The 20,120-nt window shown below is 60.9% G+C and carries 20 protein-coding genes; 11 read left to right on the top strand and 9 right to left on the bottom strand.

Annotated elements, in window-relative coordinates:
• The first annotated feature begins 427 nt into the window (after window positions 1-427).
• Together H8K11_12350 and H8K11_12345 are read left to right on the top strand one after the other, a co-directional pair.
• Window positions 428-1,102: a dienelactone hydrolase family protein gene (locus H8K11_12350; GenBank protein MCS6264538.1), complete on the top strand. Its 675-nt coding sequence runs from the start codon at window positions 428-430 to the stop codon at window positions 1,100-1,102.
• Window positions 1,099-1,962 (top strand): universal stress protein, encoded by an 864-nt coding sequence (locus H8K11_12345; protein ID MCS6264537.1) that lies wholly within the window; start codon window positions 1,099-1,101, stop codon window positions 1,960-1,962. The genes H8K11_12350 and H8K11_12345 overlap by 4 nt, the downstream gene beginning before the upstream one ends.
• A 297-nt stretch (window positions 1,963-2,259) precedes the next feature.
• Here the strand turns inward: H8K11_12345 and H8K11_12340 are convergent, their stop codons facing one another.
• Window positions 2,260-2,667, bottom strand: a complete 408-nt coding sequence (locus H8K11_12340) for a hypothetical protein (GenBank protein MCS6264536.1) — start codon at window positions 2,665-2,667, stop codon at window positions 2,260-2,262.
• Between the two features lie 156 nt (window positions 2,668-2,823).
• On the opposite strand from H8K11_12340, the gene mtaB reads away from it, so the two are divergent.
• The 3 genes from mtaB to H8K11_12325 all read left to right on the top strand — a co-directional run bounded on the left by mtaB (window position 2,824) and on the right by H8K11_12325 (window position 7,249).
• Window positions 2,824-4,155: a tRNA (N(6)-L-threonylcarbamoyladenosine(37)-C(2))-methylthiotransferase MtaB gene (mtaB, locus tag H8K11_12335; protein ID MCS6264535.1), complete on the top strand. Its 1,332-nt coding sequence runs from the start codon at window positions 2,824-2,826 to the stop codon at window positions 4,153-4,155.
• On the top strand, window positions 4,152-5,510 hold the full coding sequence (miaB, locus tag H8K11_12330) for a tRNA (N6-isopentenyl adenosine(37)-C2)-methylthiotransferase MiaB (protein ID MCS6264534.1): 1,359 nt from the start codon (window positions 4,152-4,154) through the stop codon (window positions 5,508-5,510). Before mtaB ends, miaB begins: the two co-directional genes overlap by 4 nt.
• A 692-nt stretch (window positions 5,511-6,202) precedes the next feature.
• On the top strand, window positions 6,203-7,249 hold the full coding sequence (locus H8K11_12325) for a hypothetical protein (GenBank protein MCS6264533.1): 1,047 nt from the start codon (window positions 6,203-6,205) through the stop codon (window positions 7,247-7,249).
• Between the two features lie 16 nt (window positions 7,250-7,265).
• Here the strand turns inward: H8K11_12325 and H8K11_12320 are convergent, their stop codons facing one another.
• The 4 genes from H8K11_12320 to H8K11_12305 all read right to left on the bottom strand — a co-directional run bounded on the left by H8K11_12320 (window position 7,266) and on the right by H8K11_12305 (window position 9,743).
• On the bottom strand, window positions 7,266-7,982 hold the full coding sequence (locus tag H8K11_12320) for a ribonuclease H-like domain-containing protein (protein MCS6264532.1): 717 nt from the start codon (window positions 7,980-7,982) through the stop codon (window positions 7,266-7,268).
• A gap of 6 nt (window positions 7,983-7,988) precedes the next feature.
• Entirely contained in the window at window positions 7,989-8,384 is a 396-nt protein-coding gene (mutT, locus tag H8K11_12315) for an 8-oxo-dGTP diphosphatase MutT (protein MCS6264531.1), read from the bottom strand.
• A 117-nt stretch (window positions 8,385-8,501) separates the two neighbouring features.
• Window positions 8,502-9,224 (bottom strand): A/G-specific adenine glycosylase, encoded by a 723-nt coding sequence (locus H8K11_12310; protein MCS6264530.1) that lies wholly within the window; start codon window positions 9,222-9,224, stop codon window positions 8,502-8,504.
• A 153-nt stretch (window positions 9,225-9,377) separates the two neighbouring features.
• Entirely contained in the window at window positions 9,378-9,743 is a 366-nt protein-coding gene (locus tag H8K11_12305) for a hypothetical protein (protein ID MCS6264529.1), read from the bottom strand.
• A 493-nt stretch (window positions 9,744-10,236) separates the two neighbouring features.
• Here H8K11_12305 and H8K11_12300 point away from each other — a divergent pair, with 493 nt between their 5' ends.
• Both H8K11_12300 and H8K11_12295 read left to right on the top strand, forming a co-directional pair.
• On the top strand, window positions 10,237-10,560 hold the full coding sequence (locus tag H8K11_12300) for a PilZ domain-containing protein (GenBank protein ID MCS6264528.1): 324 nt from the start codon (window positions 10,237-10,239) through the stop codon (window positions 10,558-10,560).
• 318 nt (window positions 10,561-10,878) lie between these two features.
• Complete coding sequence (locus H8K11_12295; GenBank protein ID MCS6264527.1) at window positions 10,879-11,496, top strand: acetate uptake transporter; 618 nt, start codon at window positions 10,879-10,881, stop codon at window positions 11,494-11,496.
• Between the two features lie 134 nt (window positions 11,497-11,630).
• Here H8K11_12295 and H8K11_12290 read toward each other — a convergent pair whose 3' ends face one another.
• The 3 genes from H8K11_12290 to H8K11_12280 all read right to left on the bottom strand — a co-directional run bounded on the left by H8K11_12290 (window position 11,631) and on the right by H8K11_12280 (window position 17,217).
• Window positions 11,631-12,350, bottom strand: coding sequence for an SDR family oxidoreductase (locus H8K11_12290; protein ID MCS6264526.1), 720 nt, complete (start codon window positions 12,348-12,350; stop codon window positions 11,631-11,633).
• Window positions 12,351-12,430: 80 nt separating this feature from the next.
• A complete protein-coding gene (locus H8K11_12285) occupies window positions 12,431-15,961 on the bottom strand; it encodes an AAA family ATPase (protein ID MCS6264525.1) in 3,531 nt (1,176 codons plus the stop codon).
• Entirely contained in the window at window positions 15,958-17,217 is a 1,260-nt protein-coding gene (locus tag H8K11_12280) for a DNA repair exonuclease (protein MCS6264524.1), read from the bottom strand. Before H8K11_12280 ends, H8K11_12285 begins: the two co-directional genes overlap by 4 nt.
• A gap of 631 nt (window positions 17,218-17,848) precedes the next feature.
• Between H8K11_12280 and H8K11_12275 the strand changes: the two genes are divergently transcribed.
• From H8K11_12275 to H8K11_12260, 4 genes are all read left to right on the top strand, one after another.
• Window positions 17,849-18,436, top strand: coding sequence for a sigma-70 family RNA polymerase sigma factor (locus tag H8K11_12275; protein MCS6264523.1), 588 nt, complete (start codon window positions 17,849-17,851; stop codon window positions 18,434-18,436).
• A 170-nt stretch (window positions 18,437-18,606) separates the two neighbouring features.
• Complete coding sequence (locus H8K11_12270) at window positions 18,607-18,825, top strand: hypothetical protein (protein MCS6264522.1); 219 nt, start codon at window positions 18,607-18,609, stop codon at window positions 18,823-18,825.
• 1 nt (window position 18,826) lies between these two features.
• Window positions 18,827-19,102, top strand: coding sequence for a type II toxin-antitoxin system RelE/ParE family toxin (locus H8K11_12265; GenBank protein ID MCS6264521.1), 276 nt, complete (start codon window positions 18,827-18,829; stop codon window positions 19,100-19,102).
• A gap of 5 nt (window positions 19,103-19,107) precedes the next feature.
• On the top strand, window positions 19,108-19,413 hold the full coding sequence (locus tag H8K11_12260; GenBank protein ID MCS6264520.1) for a hypothetical protein: 306 nt from the start codon (window positions 19,108-19,110) through the stop codon (window positions 19,411-19,413).
• Between the two features lie 131 nt (window positions 19,414-19,544).
• Here the strand turns inward: H8K11_12260 and H8K11_12255 are convergent, their stop codons facing one another.
• A complete protein-coding gene (locus tag H8K11_12255) occupies window positions 19,545-20,087 on the bottom strand; it encodes an NUDIX hydrolase (protein MCS6264519.1) in 543 nt (180 codons plus the stop codon).
• Window positions 20,088-20,120: the final 33 nt, after the last annotated feature.

The raw sequence follows: 20,120 nt of genomic DNA, 5'->3' as shown, positions 1-20,120 counted from the left end.
CGCCGACATAATGGCCATCGGTCATGCGCCCCATGCTCTTATAGGTTATTTGGGGGGGTGTCCTGCTACAGCCATCCCTCAAGTTCTGTAGCGGAACGCCACAGAGCAACAACGAGCTTATGGCTTGTAGCAAATAGCACATGATGACGGAGATTTCTCCTATCGTGCCATCAGCTACAGGCGCGTAGACCTCCCTTTGCCGTCCACCCCTGTGCCGATGCTCGGATGGCATTCCTCTTGCTCCATCAGCATTCAAGAGGACTGAACCATGTCGAAAGCGCAATGGCTGTTGTTCGGAGCTGTCCTGGTGGGAGCAGCAGTCGCCCTGTATTTGATCTTCTTCTGTCCGACCGATTGTCACTAACGGTCGCTAAGGTTCACGTTCCGCGACCCTAAGGGCATGAACCGATAGGATCCACAGCCATCCATGGAATCGGAGAGCATCTTCCAGGTCAGCATCAGTCATGACGGCATCACGCTCGATGGAATCCTGGGTCTCCCTGCGCACCCGAAGGGCGTCATCGCCTTTGCCCACGGCAGCGGCAGCGGACGTTTCAGTCCTCGCAATCAGTTCGTCGCCCGCCATCTGGAAACGGGAGGCTTTGCGACGTTGCTGATGGACCTCCTCACCCCGGATGAGGCCGACGATCGCCGCAAAGTCTTCGACATCGACCTCCTCGCCGACCGGCTGCTGCTGGCAGAACGTTGGTTACAGGCGCACCGCCAGACAGCCGGCCTCCAGGTCGGGTATTTCGGCGCCAGCACGGGCGCCGGTGCGGCACTCCAGGCAGCTGCTCGTGAACCCCGGGTGGTCGGCGCCATCGTGTCGCGCGGCGGACGGCCCGACCTGGCCGGCCCCTATCTGAGTCGGGTCACCGCCCCGACGCTTTTGCTTGTCGGCGGAGACGACGGTCCCGTGATCGAGATGAATCAGGACGCGCTCACGCAACTGACCTGCCGGAAAGAGCTGGTGATTGTCCCGGGAGCCAGTCATTTATTCGAGGAACCGGGCACGCTGGAGCAGGTCGCCCGGGAAGCGCTCCGCTGGTTCCAGCGATATCTCCAACCGGACGCGCACGCAACAAAGGAGTCTCGATCATGAAAGTGCTCTTGGCCGTCGATGGATCCGATCACTCCTATGAAGCCGTGCGGGCGCTGAAATACCTGCGCCGGCCGGATGAGCTGACCCTGCTCCATGTCGTCGATGCTCCCCGACCCGCTTACCCGATGATGGTCCCGGAAGTCGCCCAGGAACTGTATTCGCAACTGGAACGCAGCATGAAGGAGGATGGCGAGCAGTTGTTGACCAGGATCCATTCATTGCTCCCGCCCCACAGCGGCCCGGTCACTAAACAACTGGCCTTGGGATCCCCGGCGGAAATGATCGTCGCGACGGCTGAATCACGCCAGCTGGAGCTCATTGTCATGGGAGCCAGGGGACTGGGACCGGTGAAGGAACGTCTATTGGGAAGCGTCTCCCATCGTGTGTTGAGCCTCGCTCCCTGCGCCAAACTGATCCTGCAGGGCTCGCTCCGCGACTTGAAACAGATCTTGCTGCCGCTGGAAGGACAATCGGACGCCGAGGCGGCGCTGCGATTTCTCCGGAAGCAACCCTTCCATGAGCCGGTCAACATCCATCTCCTGGCAGTGCTCCCCCCCACCCGTCCGCCCTGGCCCGTTGACGACTCGGCAGCGGAAAAACTGGAGGCGCAGGCCCTTAGACATGCCCGTGACTTCGTGGATGGAGTGGGTAACGAGCTTCGGACACTCGGATATACCACCCGGAGCGCAAGCGTCCTGGGAACCCCGGTGACGATGATTCTCCATGAGGCGGAAAAGTTGGGAGTAGACCTGATCATGGTGGGGTCGCGCGCCAGGCAGGGCCTCACCCGATTCGTCCTGGGCAGCGTCTCCCATGCAGTGCTGCATCGCGCCCCCTGTCAGGTCTTGGTGTTCGAATGAGTGCAAGGTAACACGCGCAGAGGATGGCTGAATCCAGTCAGAAGAAACGAGAGAGGCTTCACGAAAGATTAATGTATCGCTCGAACGTTTTCATCTGGCGGTCTTTCTCAACAGCCTGGCCTAGCCCGGACTATTCATGAATGCCGTCGCGAGGCGTTCGAGACGGAAGCCCGCCGAGGCTGCTCGCACGTAAGGCCGACGCAGGCGTACTGGCAGTCGGTCGAGGAGGCCGAACGAGAACAGCCTCGGCGGGCGAGAGGATCGGACGACGCAGCAGGTATTCGTGAATTGTCCGGGCTAGCAGGGCTGTCCGTTGAAGAGGCAGGGCTTATACCGGGCGATATCGAACTCGATGTTCTCCTGGTAAACGCGCTCGTTTCCGTTCACCCCGTCCTGATCCGGATCGTTGAACATCGTGTGGTCCCACCAATAAAACAGCGGGTACTGCTCGGTGTAATAGACCGGATTCCCGTAATTGCTCCTCGTATACTCCTGCACGGAACGACCCGTAATATAGTCGACCTTTCCATCGCCATGCAGCGAATAGAGCATGATGAACAGTCGCGACTCATGGTCGTACAGTTCATCGAGGCGGCTATTCAGGTCAGGCTCGATAGGAAGCGGATCCTGTGACCAGGCGGAGGTAGCCGGAAGCAAGAGCAGCACAATGAGCAGAAGACTGGCGGCAACACGAAGGTTCGTCATGGTTCAGAAAGCAGATCGAGGCCATGATACAGCGAATGTGGTTCATGCTACCACCCAGCTATACCCCGTTCAAGCGCTCCACCGACTTTTTCGGGGCCTCGTCACCTTGCCGATCGAAGGTGCGCGCTCTTATAATCGCACACGATGTCCACCGGCATGCCACGCGCATCACTCCATACATTGGGTTGCCGCCTCAGCCAATCCGAGACCTCCATGTTAGCCGATACCCTGGCACGCCGGGGGTATCAGCTGGTAGAGTTCGGCAAGGAGACGGACCTGCTCGTCTTGAACACCTGCTCGGTGACGGAGAATGCCGAAAAAGATTGCCGCTATGCCGTTCGCAAAACCTTGCGCCACTCGCCGCATGCCTTCGTCGCGGTCACGGGCTGTTATGCCCAGACCGGCGCCGCGCAGCTCCAGAAGGTACCCGGCATCGACCTGATCGTCGGCACCCAGTTCAAAATGAATCTCCCCGATTATCTCCCGGCGCCGGCCAAACTCCGGAAACAGCCGGAACCGGAACTCCGCCACAGCCGTACGATCGATCGCGAAGACTTCGTCCTGCCCGGCACCGCCTATTCCGACTCAACCCGCGCCCTGCTGAAGATTCAGGACGGCTGCGATTTCATGTGCAGCTTTTGCCTGATCCCGTTCGCGCGCGGGCGTGAGCGCAGCCGGACCGCCGAGGATGTCTTGCGGGAAGCCCGGGAACTCGCCGCCCATGGCTACCGGGAACTCGTGCTCACCGGCGTCAACATCGGCCGATACTCGTATCAGGGTCTCGAGCTGGTTGATCTCTTACAAGAACTTGAAGCGATTCATGAGGTTACCAGGATCAGGATTTCCTCGATCGAACCCACGACCGTCCCTGCTGCCTTGCTGGAGCACATGGCCGGCTCCACGAAACTGTGTCATTACCTGCACCTTCCCCTGCAAAGCGGCGACGATGAAATCCTGCAGGCGATGAACCGGCGTTATGCCGTTCGCGAATATGAGGAGCTGGTCGAGCAGGCCTTGGGGCTGATGCCTGACCTCGGGTTGGGAACCGATCTCATGGTCGGATTTCCCGGCGAAGACGAACTGGCGTTCGCGAATACGGTCCGGACAGTCGAGCGACTCCCCTTCTCCTATTTCCATGTCTTCAGTTATTCGGCGCGGCCGGGTACGGCAGCTGCGCGACTGGAGGACCAGATTCCGCCTGCCGTCATCCGGCAACGCAGCAAGGCCCTGGCGGAACTGTCACGGACGAAAGCGCTGGCTTTTTATCAGCAACAGATCGGCCGCACCCTCCCCGTCCTCTTCGAACAGGGGGAACGCGATGGATTTCGCACGGGCACCACAGCCAACTTCACCCGGGTGGCGGTCGCGGCCGATGCCGTCGAGGCCGGCTCGATCCACCAGGTCACCATCACCGGCATCATGGACGGGCTGGCCTATGGCCGGCCGGTCGCCACAGTCTTAGCGCCCTCGCATAGGCCACTTTTATGACACAACCCAACAAGCCCCATACCGTCCATATCGAAACCTTCGGTTGCCAGATGAACGAGTACGATTCGGAACTCGTTCGCTCATTGCTCCGCAAAGCAGGATTCGAGTTTACCGAGGATCGCGAGCGCGCCGATGTCATGCTCATGAACACCTGCGCCATCCGTGAGAATGCGCATAACAAGGTCTACGGCCATCTCGCCGAGTTGAAGGCGGTGAAGGAACAGCGCCCGCTGGTCGTCGGGGTGCTCGGCTGCATGGCGCAAAACCTCAAGGAAGAGCTGACGGAGAAACAACCGCTGGTAGATGTGCTCGTCGGCCCGGACGGATACCGGCAGTTGCCGGGACTATTGACGAATGCGCTGAATGCGGAAGAACAGGGCCTGGTGCGACGGGGCATGGCCGTGGATCTGTCCGAATATGAAACCTACGACGACATCCTCCCCGAGCGCGACGGCAGCAGCAATGCCTGGATCGCCATCATGCGCGGTTGCGACAACTTTTGCAGCTTCTGCGTGGTGCCCTACACGCGAGGACGCGAACGGTCACGTGATCCTCAGGGGATCCTCCGCGAGGTCGAGGCGTCGGTCGCCACCGGTCATACGCAGATCACGCTGCTCGGACAGAACGTGAACAGTTACCGGTATGAGGATTGGGACTTTGCCCGCCTCATCCTTGCGGTCGCCGAGGTGCCGGGAGTCACGCGGGTCCGCTTTACCTCTCCGCACCCGAAAGACTTTCCCCCTGCGTTACTGGATGCCGTCGCCGGCCATCCGAACATCTGCAAACATATCCATCTGCCCCTGCAATCCGGCAACGACCGCATCCTGGAACTCATGAACCGCACCTACAGCCGGAAAGAGTACCTCGATCTGGCGGCGCACATTCGGCACCGCCATCCCGGGATCGCCCTCACCACCGATATCATCTGTGGCTTTTGCTCGGAAACCGAGGAGGAATTTCTGGATACCTATCGGGTCGTCGAGGAGGTGCAGTATCACTCGGCCTATGTGTTCAAGTATTCGGAGCGGAAAAATACCATCGCGGCGAGGAAGTTCCCGGACGACGTGCCGGAGGCCGTGAAGGGCGAACGGGTCAGCCGCCTGGTGGACCTGCAGCGCCCCATTACCGCGCGGCTCAATCGGGAGTTGATCGGACAGACCCTCCCGGTGATGGTCGAAGGCGACTCCAAACGCTCCAGCGATCAATGGATGGGCCGCACCGATACCGGCGTGTACGTCATTTGGAACAAGAGCGATGCACCGGCCTTACTCGGCAGCATTCAACCGGTCACTATTCTCGACGGAAGCGCCGCAGTCTTGATGGGGCGACGCGGGCCCTCAGCGATACCCGCGTGAATTGTTCCCGCACTCCGCACAACTCGTCACCCGGCAGACCACCACAGTCGATAGGACGCGGGCGAGAGGTCTACGAAAGACCGAAGATTGCCGCCGAACGGCGACATTCTTGCCCAGTCCTGAACAACAGTTGCCAATTTTTAGACACCCGCACTCGTCAGACTGACGCGAATAGCGCAGGCATCCGCGCCTCTCGCCGTCTCCAGGGTCTGGCTCGCGTGCCGGCTCACCATCACTTCCATCTCAATGGAGCGACTTCACCGCCTTGAAACTTCAATAGCTTAGACGGCATCTTTCGCCGCGATTCATCACATCGCATCAGCCGCATCCACAACAACGATCGACTCTCCGGGGAGTTACCACTAGGGTCCCCGAAGTCCATGGAAAGAGGGCATAGCCCTTGCTTGGTCCATTCTGGCGTCCACAATTAACCAGGTTCATCAACCACCGACCCGGCCCCAGAGGATTTCGCATCATGAAGAAAGACATCGCCCAGAGTCATGCAGAAGAGGCCCCGCGGGGCATGAGCCTGGAAACCATTATCGCCGTCGGAGTCTTCGGGTGGATGGCCCTCGGCGTGGTGATGATGGGCCTGGGAATCTGGTAGTCCCGATTCGTTCCGACGCGCCTTCGTCCTGAAGCCGCGCCGCCTCCGTTCGCACCGCATCGACCAGCCGAGAAGGATGACCGCCATGCGAATTCACGGCTCCCGCACTCCTTTCACCAAGACCCTGAACTCCGGACTCCTCGGGTTGACCCTGTTGGGAGCCATGGCTGCCGGTTGCTCATCGACCGCCGCCACCGTTCAACAGAAGGCCGCTGCGCAACCCCAGGGTTCTATCCGGCTCGAAGAAGTCGCCGATTGGGAATTTGAGGCCAGCCACCCCAGCACCATCGATCTTGCTACCCTCGATAACCTGCTGCGTGGGGTGATGATCTCGGACGCACAGATGGATCTCTCGAATCTGCCCGTGGATGGCAGCAAGCCGATGACAGTGTTCAGCGATGAGGACGTGCACTATCTTGCTCCCCTGCTAGCCCAAGCGTTGTCTCAAGCGCAACCCGAATATGTGGTCGCTTTCCGTCTATCCTCATCGGCAGGGTCAGGCTCTGAACCCACCGCGGGCACCCTTTACGTTCAAAACGAACGGTTGTATCTCACCGTGACCGAGCATCACGGCACACTGGCGAAAGTCGAGTCTTCCCTGTTCAACAGCGGGCGACCGGCTCGCATCGTGAGCATCACGCCGGAATCAGCCGGAAAAATCGAGCAGGCATTGCCGGCGATTGCGCAGGGCCGGCAGGCGCTCAAATCTCTCGCCATCGACTACAGGCTGTTTGCCAAGAATCCAGAACCGGCCCCGGCGGTCGCGGCAACGATCGCGGCGCCGGCGCCCCAGCCGATCCAAGCCGCGGCACCCCGAATGGTCGTCGCTTCGGTGCCGGAAGAAGCACCGGCTAAGAACATACCCCCGGCGCAGCCGACAGTCCCGGCATCCCCTGCGGTGAAAGCCTCTTCCGCCGAGGATGAACGATTGACCGAAACGCTTCAGGAGTTGCAGGACGCGCGGGAGGCGATGGCCCGAAAGGACGCCAAGATCAGCGCCCTGCGAAGAGACCTGGAATCGATGCGCACGCAGTTGGAAACGAAGGACAAGGAACTTCGAGCCGTGAAGAGCACCCCGCAGACTCAACCCAAACGCGAAACCCGGAACAAGGCCGAACTCACCGTTCGCTGACCGTCTGCCCCTTCATTCAGCCCACATCGATGAGTTCCGGCCGCAGGAGCACGATCTCCCGTGAGATCGGCTGCCGGAAATTCATGCGGCAATAGCAGCCATACGTGACATAGGTATCCTGCAGGCAGTAGAGAGCGATTTCCTTGCCCTGCCCGTCCGCCCACATCTGGGCCACCTGCGACCCGCTGCCCGATTTACTTTCTACGTTCAACGCCCGCGCCAACACGTCCAGCTTGACCCATCCACGATTGTCCCAGTTGCTCCAGATCGCCATGGTGTCATACACCGGATCCGCCCGAAACTTGGCCAGGTTGATCTCCATGGTCGGCTTCACCTGCTGAATGATCGAGCGTTTTTTGATGAAGGGCAGGTCGAAATTCAGACCGTTGTGGGTAATGAACAACGAGGGCCGCAGCTGCCCGAGATGACCCCAGAAACGACGCAATAGTTCCTGCTCGTTCGCCCCGTACCAGGAGGTGGCGCCACGCGGTTCGAGGTTGTCGGAGAACTCCAGCAACCCGATGCACACGATGCGGCTGAAGGTCCCGTCGAAGGAGGACTTTTCATAGAGTTCTTCATCGAGTCGATGCTGCGCCTGCGCCTCCCCGACCGCGAACAGGTCGCCTCCGGTCTCGGAAAAGGCCGCCTCGCCCGAGGCCAGGTGACGACCGGCCAGCCTGGCCCATTCTTCCCGGGGAGCCTGGACCGTTTCGATGTCGAGGACCACTTTCATACGCCCCTACACTTTCCCCTGCTGAAGCGCCGCGATAACGGGCTGATCGGCCGAAGGAAACTCGAACGCGGCCATCTCATGAGGATAGACCCATCGAAGTTCCGCGCAGTCCAGCGCGATCGCAACACCCGTCTCGATCCGGCAGCAAAAGAAATGCAATTCCACAATCTTCTCGGGATATTCATGTCGTACGATCCGAAAGGGAGTGGGATGGCCGATACGCACATTCAGCTCTTCCCATAACTCCCGATGCAGACACTCCTCCAATGTTTCGCCCGTTTCGCGTTTCCCGCCCGGAAACTCCCACAACCCGCCGAGATGCACCCCGGCCTTCCGCCGCGCGATCAGATACCGGCCCTCGTGAACAATGATCCCTGCCGCAACCTCGATCACCTGCATCATGCACCGCGTCCGGGAGAAGAACGTATGGTCTACGGCATGTCGCTCGACACTGAACAGCAGACACGTCTCGGTTCCGGCCTATGGACCGCGAGCGACACGCCGCATGCCCCTGATCCGCTACCTGGCCGGATCAAACGGATAGGTCTTGCAGAACGGTTTCATCGGGCACAGGAGGCAGTAGGGGTCGCGCGCCGTACAGACCGTCGCGCCGAAATCCATGAGAGCCTGATTGAAGTCATACCCCTTACCGCGCGGAATCAGGGTTTCAGACAACTCCCAGAGAACGGCCTTTTGCGCCTTCGGGTCGCCCTGGGCGATGAACACACGGTGCAACACGCGGATCACGTTGGTGTCCAGAATCGGCGCATCTTCATTGAATGCAAAAGACCGAATCGCCCCCGCGGTGTAACGTCCGATGCCTTTGAAGGACAACAACTCCTCCGCATCGTTCGGCAACTGCCCGCCGTAACGGGCGACGGTTTCACAGGCGATGCTGTGCAACCGTTCCGGCCGGATGTTGTACCCCAGCGGATACCAGGTCTGCTTCACCTCGGCGACCGGCGCATCGGCTAACTGTTCAAACGACGGGTATCGCTCCAAGAACTCATGGTACTTCGGAATCACGCGATCCACCTGGGTCTGCTGGAGCATCACCTCCGATACCAGGATGTGATAGGGATCGGAGGTCTTGCGCCAGGGCAGATCACGCCCATGCTCCTTGTACCACTTCAACAACCGGTTCTGAAAACGCTGCTTCTGCCCGCGTGCGAGCGGGACGGAGGACTGAGGTGACTTCTTCTTACGGCGCGGAGATTTCTGAACGCGAGACTTTGTAGACATAGCCGCTCGTGATGAGTGGCGGCATTCTAAGAGGCGGGCGGGCTGAAAATCAAACGACGACCCCTCGACGGGCGGAGCCGCAGAGCGCAATCCGCAAGCACGAATTCTTGCGTCGCGCTCTGCGGTCCGCGGCAGCGCTTGTGATATCGCTCGCTACTGCGGGGAAGCCTGCACCTTGGTTCCTTCCTTCACCGGCGGATCGATCACAATCTGAGGGCCTTGCACCTTCGGCAAGATTCCGGCCCCGGGTTTTTCCAGGAGTCGTTGGTTCTGGTCGTTGATCGAAAGCTGTTGGGAGACATGACCGTTATCGAAAGCCGCCGCCTTGCTGAGCGCAGACTCCCCGACCGCATTGGCACGACCCGGATCGTTGGCGAGGGACTGACCATGGATCGGATCAACCGACTTACCCATCGGATACCCGGGATGCTGCGGCAACATGGCTGGATTGCTGAACGCCATGGCAGCAACCAGGACTCCGCTCACCGCAAGGGGACATATGAATAATGAGGCTTTCATACCAAACCTCCTCTTCAGCGGGTGAAATAAAAACGCCCTCCTGTCCGGACGATCAGGAGGGCGCAGGAAGACACCTATGGAAGAACTCGGAGCGAACAGGTGTCGTAGGATCGAGGTCACCCCGGCTTCATGGTCACCTCTTGGACTATGCTATTCAGCTTGCGCTCGTTGAACCCGACAATCAAGTCCGCCCAACCGCGTAGCAACATCCACGACACCGGGAAAAGTCTCGGAGCAGGCCCTCCCAGACCCTAGGGTTTTTCCCAACTCCAAATGGTCGGAGACATTATCCTGATCGCGCCCACGATGAGGGACATGCTATGTGATGATGACGACACACGTTATCCGCGCTCGTTGCTCGTCCCCCATTACAGAGATCACGAGGCCGGTGTCCGATACTGGAGGCGCGGGTCTATGCATCGCCTCCCGCCGGACTGTAGAAATTCGGCAGCTCGCGCGATGATTCGATTCACGTAGGGATACAGACCGGCACATGACCATGAAGGTACACTATCAAGTTTCTCTGTCGACGGAGTCGGCCACGAGCGGAGAGGGACGGCTTCTGGATCTCTCGGTGGAAGGCTGCCGTATCGAGGGTGCGCACCATTTGCCCGTCAATACCTACCTTTCGCTACGACTGATCATTTCACCGAAGGAGATGCCGGTCCTCGTGGATTTGGCCGCCGTGCGATGGACCCGCGGAACCGTCTGCGGCATTCACTTTCTCTCCCTCCAACCGTTACAGACCGCACGGCTGAAAACCTTTCTCGCCGCCGCCGCGCCGCAAAATCCACCGAACACACCCGACAAGGGCTAAGTCACCGGCGCGTCTCTTCTTCTCGCGTACCCCCTAGCCCGGATTATTCATGAATGTCGTCGCGAGACGTTCGAGACGGAAGCCCGCCGAGGCTTCTCGCACGTGAGGCCGACGCAGGCGTACTCGCAGTCCGTCGAGGAGGCCGAACGAGAACAGCCTCGCCGGGCGAGAGGATCGGACGCCGGAGCAGGGATTCATGAATTGTCCGGGCTAGGATTTTCCCTTGCCTTTTTTGTGCCACTCTTGCATCCTTGGCCGGCCCCTAGAGATACCCCTAGGTCAATCGAAGCCCATCGACTATCCAAGAGGAACGATGTCATGAACGAAGAGAATCAAACTCGGCGCATAGACGTGCTGGCAATCGGCCTATTCGGTCTGGCAGTAGGCGCGCTCACCCTGGGCGTGGCACAACTAGGATGGATTCAGCATAAGAACATGGTGGGAGCCCTGGTGATTGCCCTGATCTTCGGCGGGATCGTTCAACTGCTGGCGGGCATCACCGACATTCGCTACAACGAGCAACTGGGCGGAACCGCGCTGACCATGTACGGTTTCCTTTGGATCACGCTCTGCACCGTCAAACTCGTCAGCACGAGCAGCACGTTTCAGTTCGATGCGGTACTCTACGCGCCCATCAATCTGGTCTACGCAGTCTTTTCCGGCGTCATGGTCTTTCTCACGGCCTATCGAAACCTCACGCTCAGCGCCCTCCACGTCGTCATTACCATGACGTTTCTTGCCACCGTATTCGCCCGGCTGGACTTCATCAGTGAGCTATTACCGGGATGGGGCCACATCATTGTCGGTCTGATGGCCTTTTATCATGCGGTCGGCAGTTTGACTCAGGCCTTTACCGGGAGATCCATCCTCCCCCTCGGCCCGCCGCTCCTGTATCACACACACAAGCACGTGCACTCAATCGCCAAGGTGGTGTAGCCCGGACGATTCATGAATAGTCCGGGCTAGCGGCGCGCTCCTCGTCGTGCGTCGTTCGTGAAACGTCGTTCGTCACTCGTCTGCAGAAAAGAGCCACGCGAGGCACGTTTGACGCATGACGATTCAACAGCCTACTACCAGTCGGCGCCGATCCGATCCACCACGATCTGATGCACGGCCGACTGGGGACCGAGGCAGGCCAGGTAGAGCGCGGTCTCGGCAATATCGAACGGATCGATTTTTTCGCTGCGTGCCCGCTCTTCCGCCGAGGCATCGACCAGCTCATCCGCCACGCCGCCGGGACAGATCGCACTCACTTTGATGCGGTGCGCGCGCCCCTCGTCTGCGAGTGCCTTACTCAACGCCATGATCGCGTGTTTCGACGCGCTGTAAGTCCCCGTGCCGCTCCAGGCCTGCACGCCCGCCACGCTCGACATGTTGAGAATCGTGCCGCCGCCCTGCTTCTTCATCTGCGCAAATGCGGCCCGGCAGCAGAAAAATGTCCCGCGCACATTCGTATTCATCACTTCGTCGAAGGCCCCGGTACTGGTCTCGGCCAGCCGGCGTCCGCCGAAGATCCCGGCGTTGTTCACCAGGATATCCAGGCGCTGGAAACGCCGAACCGTGTCACCGATCAGTCGCTCCACCTGCGACTCGTCCGCCACGTCGGTCTGAAGCGGCACGGCGGTTCCACCGGCCGCCTCGATCTGCGCGACGGTTTCCTCGCATTTATACAAGCGCCGGGCGGCGACGACGACCGTCGCCCCTTCCCGCGCGAACCGGAGCGCGATGGCCTTGCCGATCCCGCTGCTGCTGCCGGTGACGATCGCGATTTTGTCGTTCAAGCGTTTCATAGATCTCCTTCACCTGGCTGCGAATGCGCGCTGGACTTGGGCAGTCGGCGCGCCTGGCCGTCGGCCAATCGGCAACGGCGTCACAGGGTGTGATTGACGAAAGCCTGTTCACCCAACGTCTGACGGGCGACATCGAGCAGATGCCGATGGTGCGTGAACAGCATGACCTGGCTGCCCTCGGCGAAACGCGCCAGGGCCCGTAGAATATTGGCCGCACGCGCGTCATCGGATGTGATGAGAGTATCATCGAGCACCAGCGGCATCGGCGGATGGGAAGGGCGCCGTAACTCCAGTGCCGCCAGCCGTAGCGCCAGGTACAATTGATCGGCGGTGCCTTCGCTCATCTCCTCGATGCCGATCGTCACACCGCCGGCCCGTTGCGCGCACAGAACCGGCTTGTCCTCACGCTCGTCCGTCACCAGCCGTTCGTAGGCGCCGCCCGTCATCAGCGAAAAATAGGCGGAGGCGGCAGACACCATGGGCGCCTGGGCCCGTTCACGAAACCGGTTCAACGCCTCCTGCAGCAACGAGCGGGCGAATTTCAGCCTGGCCCAGGGCCTGATGGCCGAACGGTATCGCGCCGCCGCAGATTCCATCGCTTCACGCGCCAGCGCCGCGCGATCTGACGCGTCGATGACTTCCAGCGCCCGCCTGGCCTGCTCCTCCGTCCGCTGCGCCGAGGCCTGTTCCTGTTCAAGCCGCACCATCTCGGTACGGCAACGTTCACGCTCGCTCTCGAGGGCCGGCACATCCAGCCCCGCAAGGCGCGCCCGCAACTCACCTTCCGACTGAGGCGAAGCATGGGCCAGTTGCTGGCGCAGGAGCGCGAGTGATTTCCGCACCTCACGTTTCTTCGCCGCCTGTTCTTCCAATTCCGGCAACTGGTCGATCGTCGCCCCCTTCGCGCGCGTGCAGAGTCCGGCCAGCACGGCGGCCTTCGTGACCTGTGCGGCCGCGGCCTGTCGCTTCTTCTCCTGAGCCTTCGTGCGGTCGCGAATGAGCGCATGCCCTTCTTGCTGATGTTGCCTAGAAACAGCCAACCGTTTGCGCAGACGATCCGCAAAATCATCCAGCACCGTGGGAACAGCTTCACCGAGTAATTCGGCCACCTGTGCGCCTTGCGTAATGAGGTCATCGACCACGGCCTGTAGTTGCGCCTTTCGTTGTTGCGCCTCCGCTAAGGCCGACGCCTGTCGTGCCAGCCCATCGAGTTCATCGAGCCGCGACTTGAGCGCCTCCGGCGGTGCCTCACCCGACAAGAACAGTCTGGTATGCCAGGCCTGCAGCGCGTCCAGATGGCGGCGACGTTCGGCCTCGGTCTCGCTCACCTGACGACCGACCTTCTCCCGCTCGATCCGCTGGCTATGAGCCGTCTTGAGACGAGCCTGCTGCTCGGCCTCCGCTTCGGTCGCCGATTGTTCCCAACGCACGGCCTGTTCGATCAGCGCGGAGAGTTGTTCCGTCTCTCCAGCCTGAGTCGTGGCGAGAGAACAGCCGACGGTACGCAACCCATCCGCAATCGCTCCGACGGAGCCTGCGGCATCGGCCAGCAACCGGTCGCGGTCGGCACGCAGGGCCGTCACACGCTCAACCAGCTGCAGCGCCTCATGCCGGCGCCCCTGCCATTCACGCAACGTCTCGGGATCCAGGTCCGGCAACCCGGCTTGCGTCAGGCGCTGCCGCCAGGCTCCTTGCAACCCGTCACGTTTCACGCGCAGCGCAGCCATCTCACCGGCCAGTTCCTTGCGGCGCAATTCCATCTGCTCGATGCGCACTGAGCACTCTTCCAATCCGGCCGCGCGTTTGGTGTCGGCGCGAAGCAGGTCCGCCTGACGATCGGCTTCGCCCACTGCCGCTTCAAACGTCTCCGGCAAGGCCTTCGCGGCGTCGAACCCCAGCGCCAGCTGATCCGTCCCGCCGGTCCTATCGATGTAGATGCGACGAATCGCCGTCCATTCCTCGGAACGTTTGGCGCGGGCTTGGCGCAACGTCTCCGCCGTCACCACCTCACCTTCCGCAGCGAGCTGCCGTTGCCGCAGCCGTTGCCCGTCGAGGTCGCGACCGACCAGTTCGGATTCGTCACGCCACTTGGTGAGCTGTACCTCAATATCCGTCAGATCCTGTTTCGCCTGCGCGATCTGAGCCTCTAAAAGCGGTTGGCTGCGACGCAACGCCTGCTCCGATTCGAGACCGAGTTCGGAGAGCGCCAGGGTGAGCTGGCCCTCCAGTTCACGAAGCCGGCGATCCAGTTCGCTCTTCTGCCTGACCACATCACCCTGTGCCTGCCCCGCTCGTAGTGCCGCCGTTAGCGCCTGCCTGTGCAGTGGATCCGGCACTGTATCGGGCAGCGCGCCGGCCGGTTGCAAGGCGGCATCCAATGCTTCTGCACGCTCACGATAGCCGTCAAGCCGCTCGCCCAATCGACTCACCTCGGCCAGGTGCCCCTCCAACGCCACACGGTCGGCGGCGGAAGGCACGGCCGCTAGAATGGTCCGCCGATCCACACCTGGCGCCAGCCTTTCCACGACCAACTCCAGCTCACCCTCGATCTTCGCAATGAGGCTATTTTGCTGATGGATTTCATGGCGGTTTCTGGCCGCGGCTTCCACGCCCGCGATCAGGCGCTCGACCGCGTCGGCATGGTCGAGCAACAACGGTTCGATGACGAGTCCATCCAGCGCGGCGGCGCAACGCGCGAGCTCCTCTTCGGCTTCTCGAAGATCTACCTGCGCGCGCTGCAACGCCTGCTCTGCGGCCAGCCGTTCCTCACGTTGCTGCTCGGACAGATCGGGAACCGCCGCATAGGACTGGAGCGCGCCAGCCAGGCGATCATGCTCACGCAACAACGGTTCAACCGTGCGCAGTTCGGTCAATTCGTTCTCCTGCCGACGCAACGTTTCCAAGGCCTTGGTGAGGTCGTCGAGAGCCGCCTTGGCGGTTTCATGCGCGCGATTCAACGCCTGCCACTCAGCCGGTTTGGTCTGCGCTTCGCGCCAGGCTTTCCGCTGCTCGTCGAGCTGACGGCGCGCCTCGTTGATCACGGCATTCTGCGCCCGACCGTGCTGGCTATAGAGTTTCTTGGCATCGACATCCAGGGCCGCCAGCAACGCTACGATACCGCCGGTGCCGGCGCTCGCCTCGAACAACGCCGAGCCCAGATCGCCTTCGCCGCTCAGCAGAACGGCCCCGCCCTCGCGAAGCCGGGCATGATTCAACCCGAACATGGCTTCGAATTCCTGGCGCTCTAACCCGCCGGTTAGTTCCCGTTCCAACCGGCTGTCCACAGCAAAACCAGGATCCGTCTGTTCCGTGCGGACATCGAGTCCAGAGAGGGTCGTCCCCCTGCCCTTGCGTCTGATGAGTCCGACCGGTCGGCCCGCCTGGTCGATGAACACACCACCGATCCGCAAGTCGCCGGCCGGGTGGACGAAGTCGTCCGGGCTACGCAGTGGAATGCCGAAACGGAGATCCGTCATAGCGCGTAGGGCCGACGACTTGCCTGCCTCGTTCGGTCCGTAGATCAGATGCAAATTGCTTGAGCCGGCGGAAAAATCCAACGTCTTATTGGTGAAAGGCCCGAAGGCGAGCAGCAACAGGCGCGCGAGTTTCATGCCTCTTCTCCGGAGGCGGACAGGCGTGCCAGAACCGTGGCTTCCGCATCCATCAGAAGACTGCGCAGTTCGGCAGGATCGTCCAGACGCGGCACATCACCGGCCGTGACTTCTGCAGGCATGGCACCGAGGAGATCTCCCAGTTCGACCTGTGCCCGACGCATCAGTTCCTGGTTGTCGCCCGCAATCGTATCGACCAGACGGACCAACTCTCCCACCGCATCCTGGCGCTGCGCAGCCTGGGCTCGATCCAGCGGGGTGGAAAGATCCAGCCGCACCTGCTCGATCCAGATCTCCGCCGTGCCGATGTCCTGCGCCGCCGCATGCATTGCCGCCGCGAGCGTGCCCGGCTGTGCCGCCTCCAACCGGTGCAACTCGGTCGATCCCGTCAGCGTCACGCGCACCGCATGCAGCCGGTCCGCCGTCCCGGCCAGCACCGGTTCCAGTGCGCGAGCGAAAGCCTCGTTGAGCGATTCCAAGCGGTCCACGCCATCGAGCGGCACGGAGAGCTGACTCCAACGAACCACATCCAGCGCGATAAACTCGGCCTCGACCCGTCCCGCTTCCACCGTGACCAATTCGCACCCCTTCGCGCCCGTTTCCTTCGCATGACGGCCCTGCAGGTTGCCGCAAAACACGATGCGCGGCCGTTCGTTCAGCACCTCACGCGCGTGCACATGGCCCAGCGCCCAGTAGTCGTATCCCTTAGCAACCAGCGTCGGCAGGTCGGTGGGCGCATAGGTATCGTGGCCAGCACGCCCCGTCAGACTCGTGTGCAGCAGACCGATATTAAAAAACCCGGGTACCGGCGGCGGGTAAGACGGAACCAGGTCTTCATTTACCTCGCGCTCAGGAAAGCTGCGGCCATGGATCGCCACGGAGAGATCATCCAGCTTGACCGTCTGAGCTGCGCGGCTCGAAAAGACCATCACGTTCGACGGCAGGGTCAACTGGCGCGAAATCACTCCCTGCGCATCGTGATTTCCCTGCACGATGAAGCAGCGGATGCCGGCGCGCTCCAATCGCACCATCTGAGCGCGAAAAAAGAGGCCGGTGTGAAAATCCTGCCAGTCCCGGTCGTAGATATCGCCTGCGAGCAGGAGGAAATCCACCCGCTCGGCCAACGCCCGGTCTACCAACCGCTCCAGCGCACTGCGAGTCGCGCTACGCAACCGCTCAACCGGCGCACCGTCATACCGGTCCAAGCCGCGTAAGGGACTATCGATGTGAAGGTCGGAGGCGTGGATGAAGCGCATGAGGAATCAGGTCCCGAGGTTTCATTGAGAAGCGACGATCAAAACGGCTTATGGCCAAGACAATTCCAATCAATAGACGATCCCTCATATACCACATCATCTCCATCGTCGCACTTGAGTCGTATAGGTCACGAATGCCTGGCCGAATAGGCGGATGAGCGCCCTTTCCTCCGGTTCGATTTGGAAACGATGCATAGAGAGGACGAAGCCGCGACGAACCAGAAACGCCGGCGCGTTCGAGAAGACTATGCCCCAGCCGAGCAAGATCCACAAGAAGCCCAGAGACATCGCCTGCACACATGGCCCTGCCTGTAGAATTCTGTGACCCCGCCCGTCACAATCCGGCGGGCGGGGCACAACTGCCTACCGACCGGCGGATTGCTTGCGGCAACCACATTGGCAATTGGTTTGCTCGCAGCGACAGGCGTTTGCCTGGCATCCGCAAGAACAGGATGCGCATTCGCACGTTCCGCAACAGCTTGTCTTGGCAATCTTCTGCGCGGTGGTTTTTTTCACTTCGGCCATGGTGAGTCTCCTTTGAGATGCCGACGCGTGATTGCGTCGTCACAAAGGCTGACGGAGGGCCCCCGGAAACCTTACAGTTCCGCACACAGTTTGGTAAGCTGCTCCCATGAACCTCGAATCCAACCCCTCGACAGCACTTTCGCCGGAGGCCATCGCGCAACTGGTGAAAGGACACCGTGAGTTCCTGGCCTTCCTGGAACGGCGCGTGGAATCTCGCGCCGTGGCAGAAGATATTTTGCAAGCGGCCTTTACCCGTGGATTGGAGCGCGGGGGCGACGTGAAGGACGAAAAGGTCGTCGCCTGGTTCTATCGGGTACTCCGCAACGCCGTGATCGATCACTACCGGCAGCGGTCCACCGCCGCGCGAGCCATGGAAGCCTGGGGGCGTGAATTTCCGGATGTGCAGGAGCCTGAAGCGGAGCTACGACAGGAGATCTGCCGATGCGTCTCAGGCCTGTTGGAAACGCTCAAGCCGGAATATCGCGAAGCCCTGCGTATCGTGGATCTGGAGGAAGGCAAACTGAAAGATCTTGCTCAGCAGTCAGGCATCACCGCCGAAAATGCGGCGGTTCGCGTGCATCGAGCCAGGGCCGCGCTGCGTCGCCGGATCGAACAGGCCTGCGGCACCTGTTCCGTCCATGGTTGTCTGGATTGTTCCTGTGAGTCATCCGGCGGGGAGCCGTGCGGGGCATAGATCAGCCAGTCGATTCCAGGGAACCTGAGCGTCGTGCGAAGTCCCCTTGGGATTCTACCCCCTGCTCCTGACGCCAGACGCTATCAGCCCTAAGCGCGCCCTTCTACTCAGGCTCTGTCTTGCAATTCCCAAGACCAGCCCCGTATGCTTTCGAACTCTGAGAGGATTTCATGTCCGACACAACGACAAGTCTCTCCAATCTCACGCTGGCGGAACTCAAGAACCTGGTCGAAGGCATCGTTGACGACCGGCTGCGCGTGCTGCTGGGCGACCCGGATCTCGGCGCGCCCCTCGGCGAGTCGGTTCGCGATCGCCTGAAGCAATCCCTGGCTTCGACGGAACGCATCACCGGTGACGAAGTGGCCGACAAGCTCGGCCTGCGGTGGTAACATGCCCTGGTTTCGCTTAGCCTTCCGGCCCGATGTCATTACCGACCTGCTCGTGGCGGATCCTGCCATGGCTCAACGTCTGTTCGACAAGACGAAGTGGCTGGCCTCCAACGTCGATAATCTGCGCCATGAGCCGGTCGCAGCCGACCTGCCCGGAATCCACAAATATGCGGTGGGCGACTGGCGGATTTTTTATTCGATCGATCGGACCGAACAACTCGTGGACATTCACCACATCCACCACGCCGCCCCGACCCAACGGACCAGACCAGCCTGACTACCATGAATCTCACCTGGACCGCCATCGAACGGTTACGCAAGCTGATCGAGGAACATCCGGACGATCCGGTCGTACGGATTACGTTGCGCGACGTGGATGCGCAACGCCTGTCCCTCTCGATTACTCTGGAACCTGCACCGCAGGAAGAGGATGAGGTGCAGCACATTGAAGGCCTCACCGTGGCGCTGGATCGGGCGAGCGTGCACCGCACGAACGGAATGACCGTGGACTTCCAGACGGATAAGGGATTCACCTTCGTCCATCCGCCGGCGGAAGAATTAGGGCTTATTATGCCCAGCAGCAACTGAAGTCCGGTGAAACGTATCGTGTGCGGAGATGATCACGAACTGCGCAACAGGATCACCAACGAACGTGATGAGCCCCGCGTCACGGTCCCGGGTGACCGTTTTACGTTTCACATCTCACGTTTCACGCCCGCTTACGATTTCATCCGGGGGAAGACGCTGCCGAAATGCATGGAGAAGGCGCCGCGGGCCACATCGGCGACGTAGCGTTCGAGGGCTTCGGTGATCACGGGAAAGGCCAGATCATCCCAGGGAATGTCCTCCAGCGAGAACAGTTGCACATCGAGACTCTCCGTGCCGGGTTTGAAGTCCCGGGTGCGCATGGAGCCGCGAAAGATCATGTGGACCTGGCTGATACGGGGCAGACTCAACACGGCATACAGGGAGGTAATCTCGACGTCGGCATGCGCCTCTTCAAAGGTTTCACGGATCGCGGCCTGCTCAGTGCTCTCCCCGATCTCCATGAAGCCGGCGGGAAACGTCCAATGGCCGGTGCGCGGCTCGATGGCCCGGCGACACAACAGAATCTTATCTTCCCACTCGGGAATGCAGCCCGCGACGATTTTCGGATTGATGTAATGGACGACCTGGCAGGTATCGCACACAAACCGCGGCAGGTTGTCGCCGGGAGGAATTTTTTTCGACAGCCCGGCCCCGCACTCGCTGCAGAACTTCATGACGGCCCCCGATCACGACAACAGAAAGACAGA

The organism is Nitrospira sp., from assembly GCA_024998565.1.
Classification (GTDB): domain Bacteria; phylum Nitrospirota; class Nitrospiria; order Nitrospirales; family Nitrospiraceae; genus Nitrospira_A.
The sequence above is the reverse complement of the archived record's forward strand: the minus strand, read 5'-3'. Positions and strand labels throughout refer to the sequence as shown.

Excerpts from the sequence above, each read along its gene's own strand:
- mutT (MCS6264531.1), bottom strand. The coding sequence starts at position 8,384 with ATGATGCAGGTGATCGAGGTTGCGGCAGGGATCATTGTTCACGAGGGC.
- H8K11_12300 (MCS6264528.1), top strand. The coding sequence starts at position 10,237 with ATGACCATGAAGGTACACTATCAAGTTTCTCTGTCGACGGAGTCGGCC.
- H8K11_12345 (MCS6264537.1), top strand. The coding sequence starts at position 1,099 with ATGAAAGTGCTCTTGGCCGTCGATGGATCCGATCACTCCTATGAAGCC.
- H8K11_12275 (MCS6264523.1), top strand. The coding sequence starts at position 17,849 with ATGAACCTCGAATCCAACCCCTCGACAGCACTTTCGCCGGAGGCCATC.
- H8K11_12265 (MCS6264521.1), top strand. The coding sequence starts at position 18,827 with ATGCCCTGGTTTCGCTTAGCCTTCCGGCCCGATGTCATTACCGACCTG.
- H8K11_12290 (MCS6264526.1), bottom strand. The coding sequence starts at position 12,350 with ATGAAACGCTTGAACGACAAAATCGCGATCGTCACCGGCAGCAGCAGC.
- H8K11_12305 (MCS6264529.1), bottom strand. The coding sequence starts at position 9,743 with ATGAAAGCCTCATTATTCATATGTCCCCTTGCGGTGAGCGGAGTCCTG.
- H8K11_12255 (MCS6264519.1), bottom strand. The coding sequence starts at position 20,087 with ATGAAGTTCTGCAGCGAGTGCGGGGCCGGGCTGTCGAAAAAAATTCCT.
- H8K11_12340 (MCS6264536.1), bottom strand. The coding sequence starts at position 2,667 with ATGACGAACCTTCGTGTTGCCGCCAGTCTTCTGCTCATTGTGCTGCTC.
- H8K11_12270 (MCS6264522.1), top strand. The coding sequence starts at position 18,607 with ATGTCCGACACAACGACAAGTCTCTCCAATCTCACGCTGGCGGAACTC.
- H8K11_12285 (MCS6264525.1), bottom strand. The coding sequence starts at position 15,961 with ATGAAACTCGCGCGCCTGTTGCTGCTCGCCTTCGGGCCTTTCACCAAT.
- miaB (MCS6264534.1), top strand. The coding sequence starts at position 4,152 with ATGACACAACCCAACAAGCCCCATACCGTCCATATCGAAACCTTCGGT.
- H8K11_12260 (MCS6264520.1), top strand. The coding sequence starts at position 19,108 with ATGAATCTCACCTGGACCGCCATCGAACGGTTACGCAAGCTGATCGAG.
- H8K11_12320 (MCS6264532.1), bottom strand. The coding sequence starts at position 7,982 with ATGAAAGTGGTCCTCGACATCGAAACGGTCCAGGCTCCCCGGGAAGAA.
- mtaB (MCS6264535.1), top strand. The coding sequence starts at position 2,824 with ATGCCACGCGCATCACTCCATACATTGGGTTGCCGCCTCAGCCAATCC.
- H8K11_12295 (MCS6264527.1), top strand. The coding sequence starts at position 10,879 with ATGAACGAAGAGAATCAAACTCGGCGCATAGACGTGCTGGCAATCGGC.
- H8K11_12280 (MCS6264524.1), bottom strand. The coding sequence starts at position 17,217 with ATGCGCTTCATCCACGCCTCCGACCTTCACATCGATAGTCCCTTACGC.
- H8K11_12350 (MCS6264538.1), top strand. The coding sequence starts at position 428 with ATGGAATCGGAGAGCATCTTCCAGGTCAGCATCAGTCATGACGGCATC.
- H8K11_12310 (MCS6264530.1), bottom strand. The coding sequence starts at position 9,224 with ATGTCTACAAAGTCTCGCGTTCAGAAATCTCCGCGCCGTAAGAAGAAG.
- H8K11_12325 (MCS6264533.1), top strand. The coding sequence starts at position 6,203 with ATGCGAATTCACGGCTCCCGCACTCCTTTCACCAAGACCCTGAACTCC.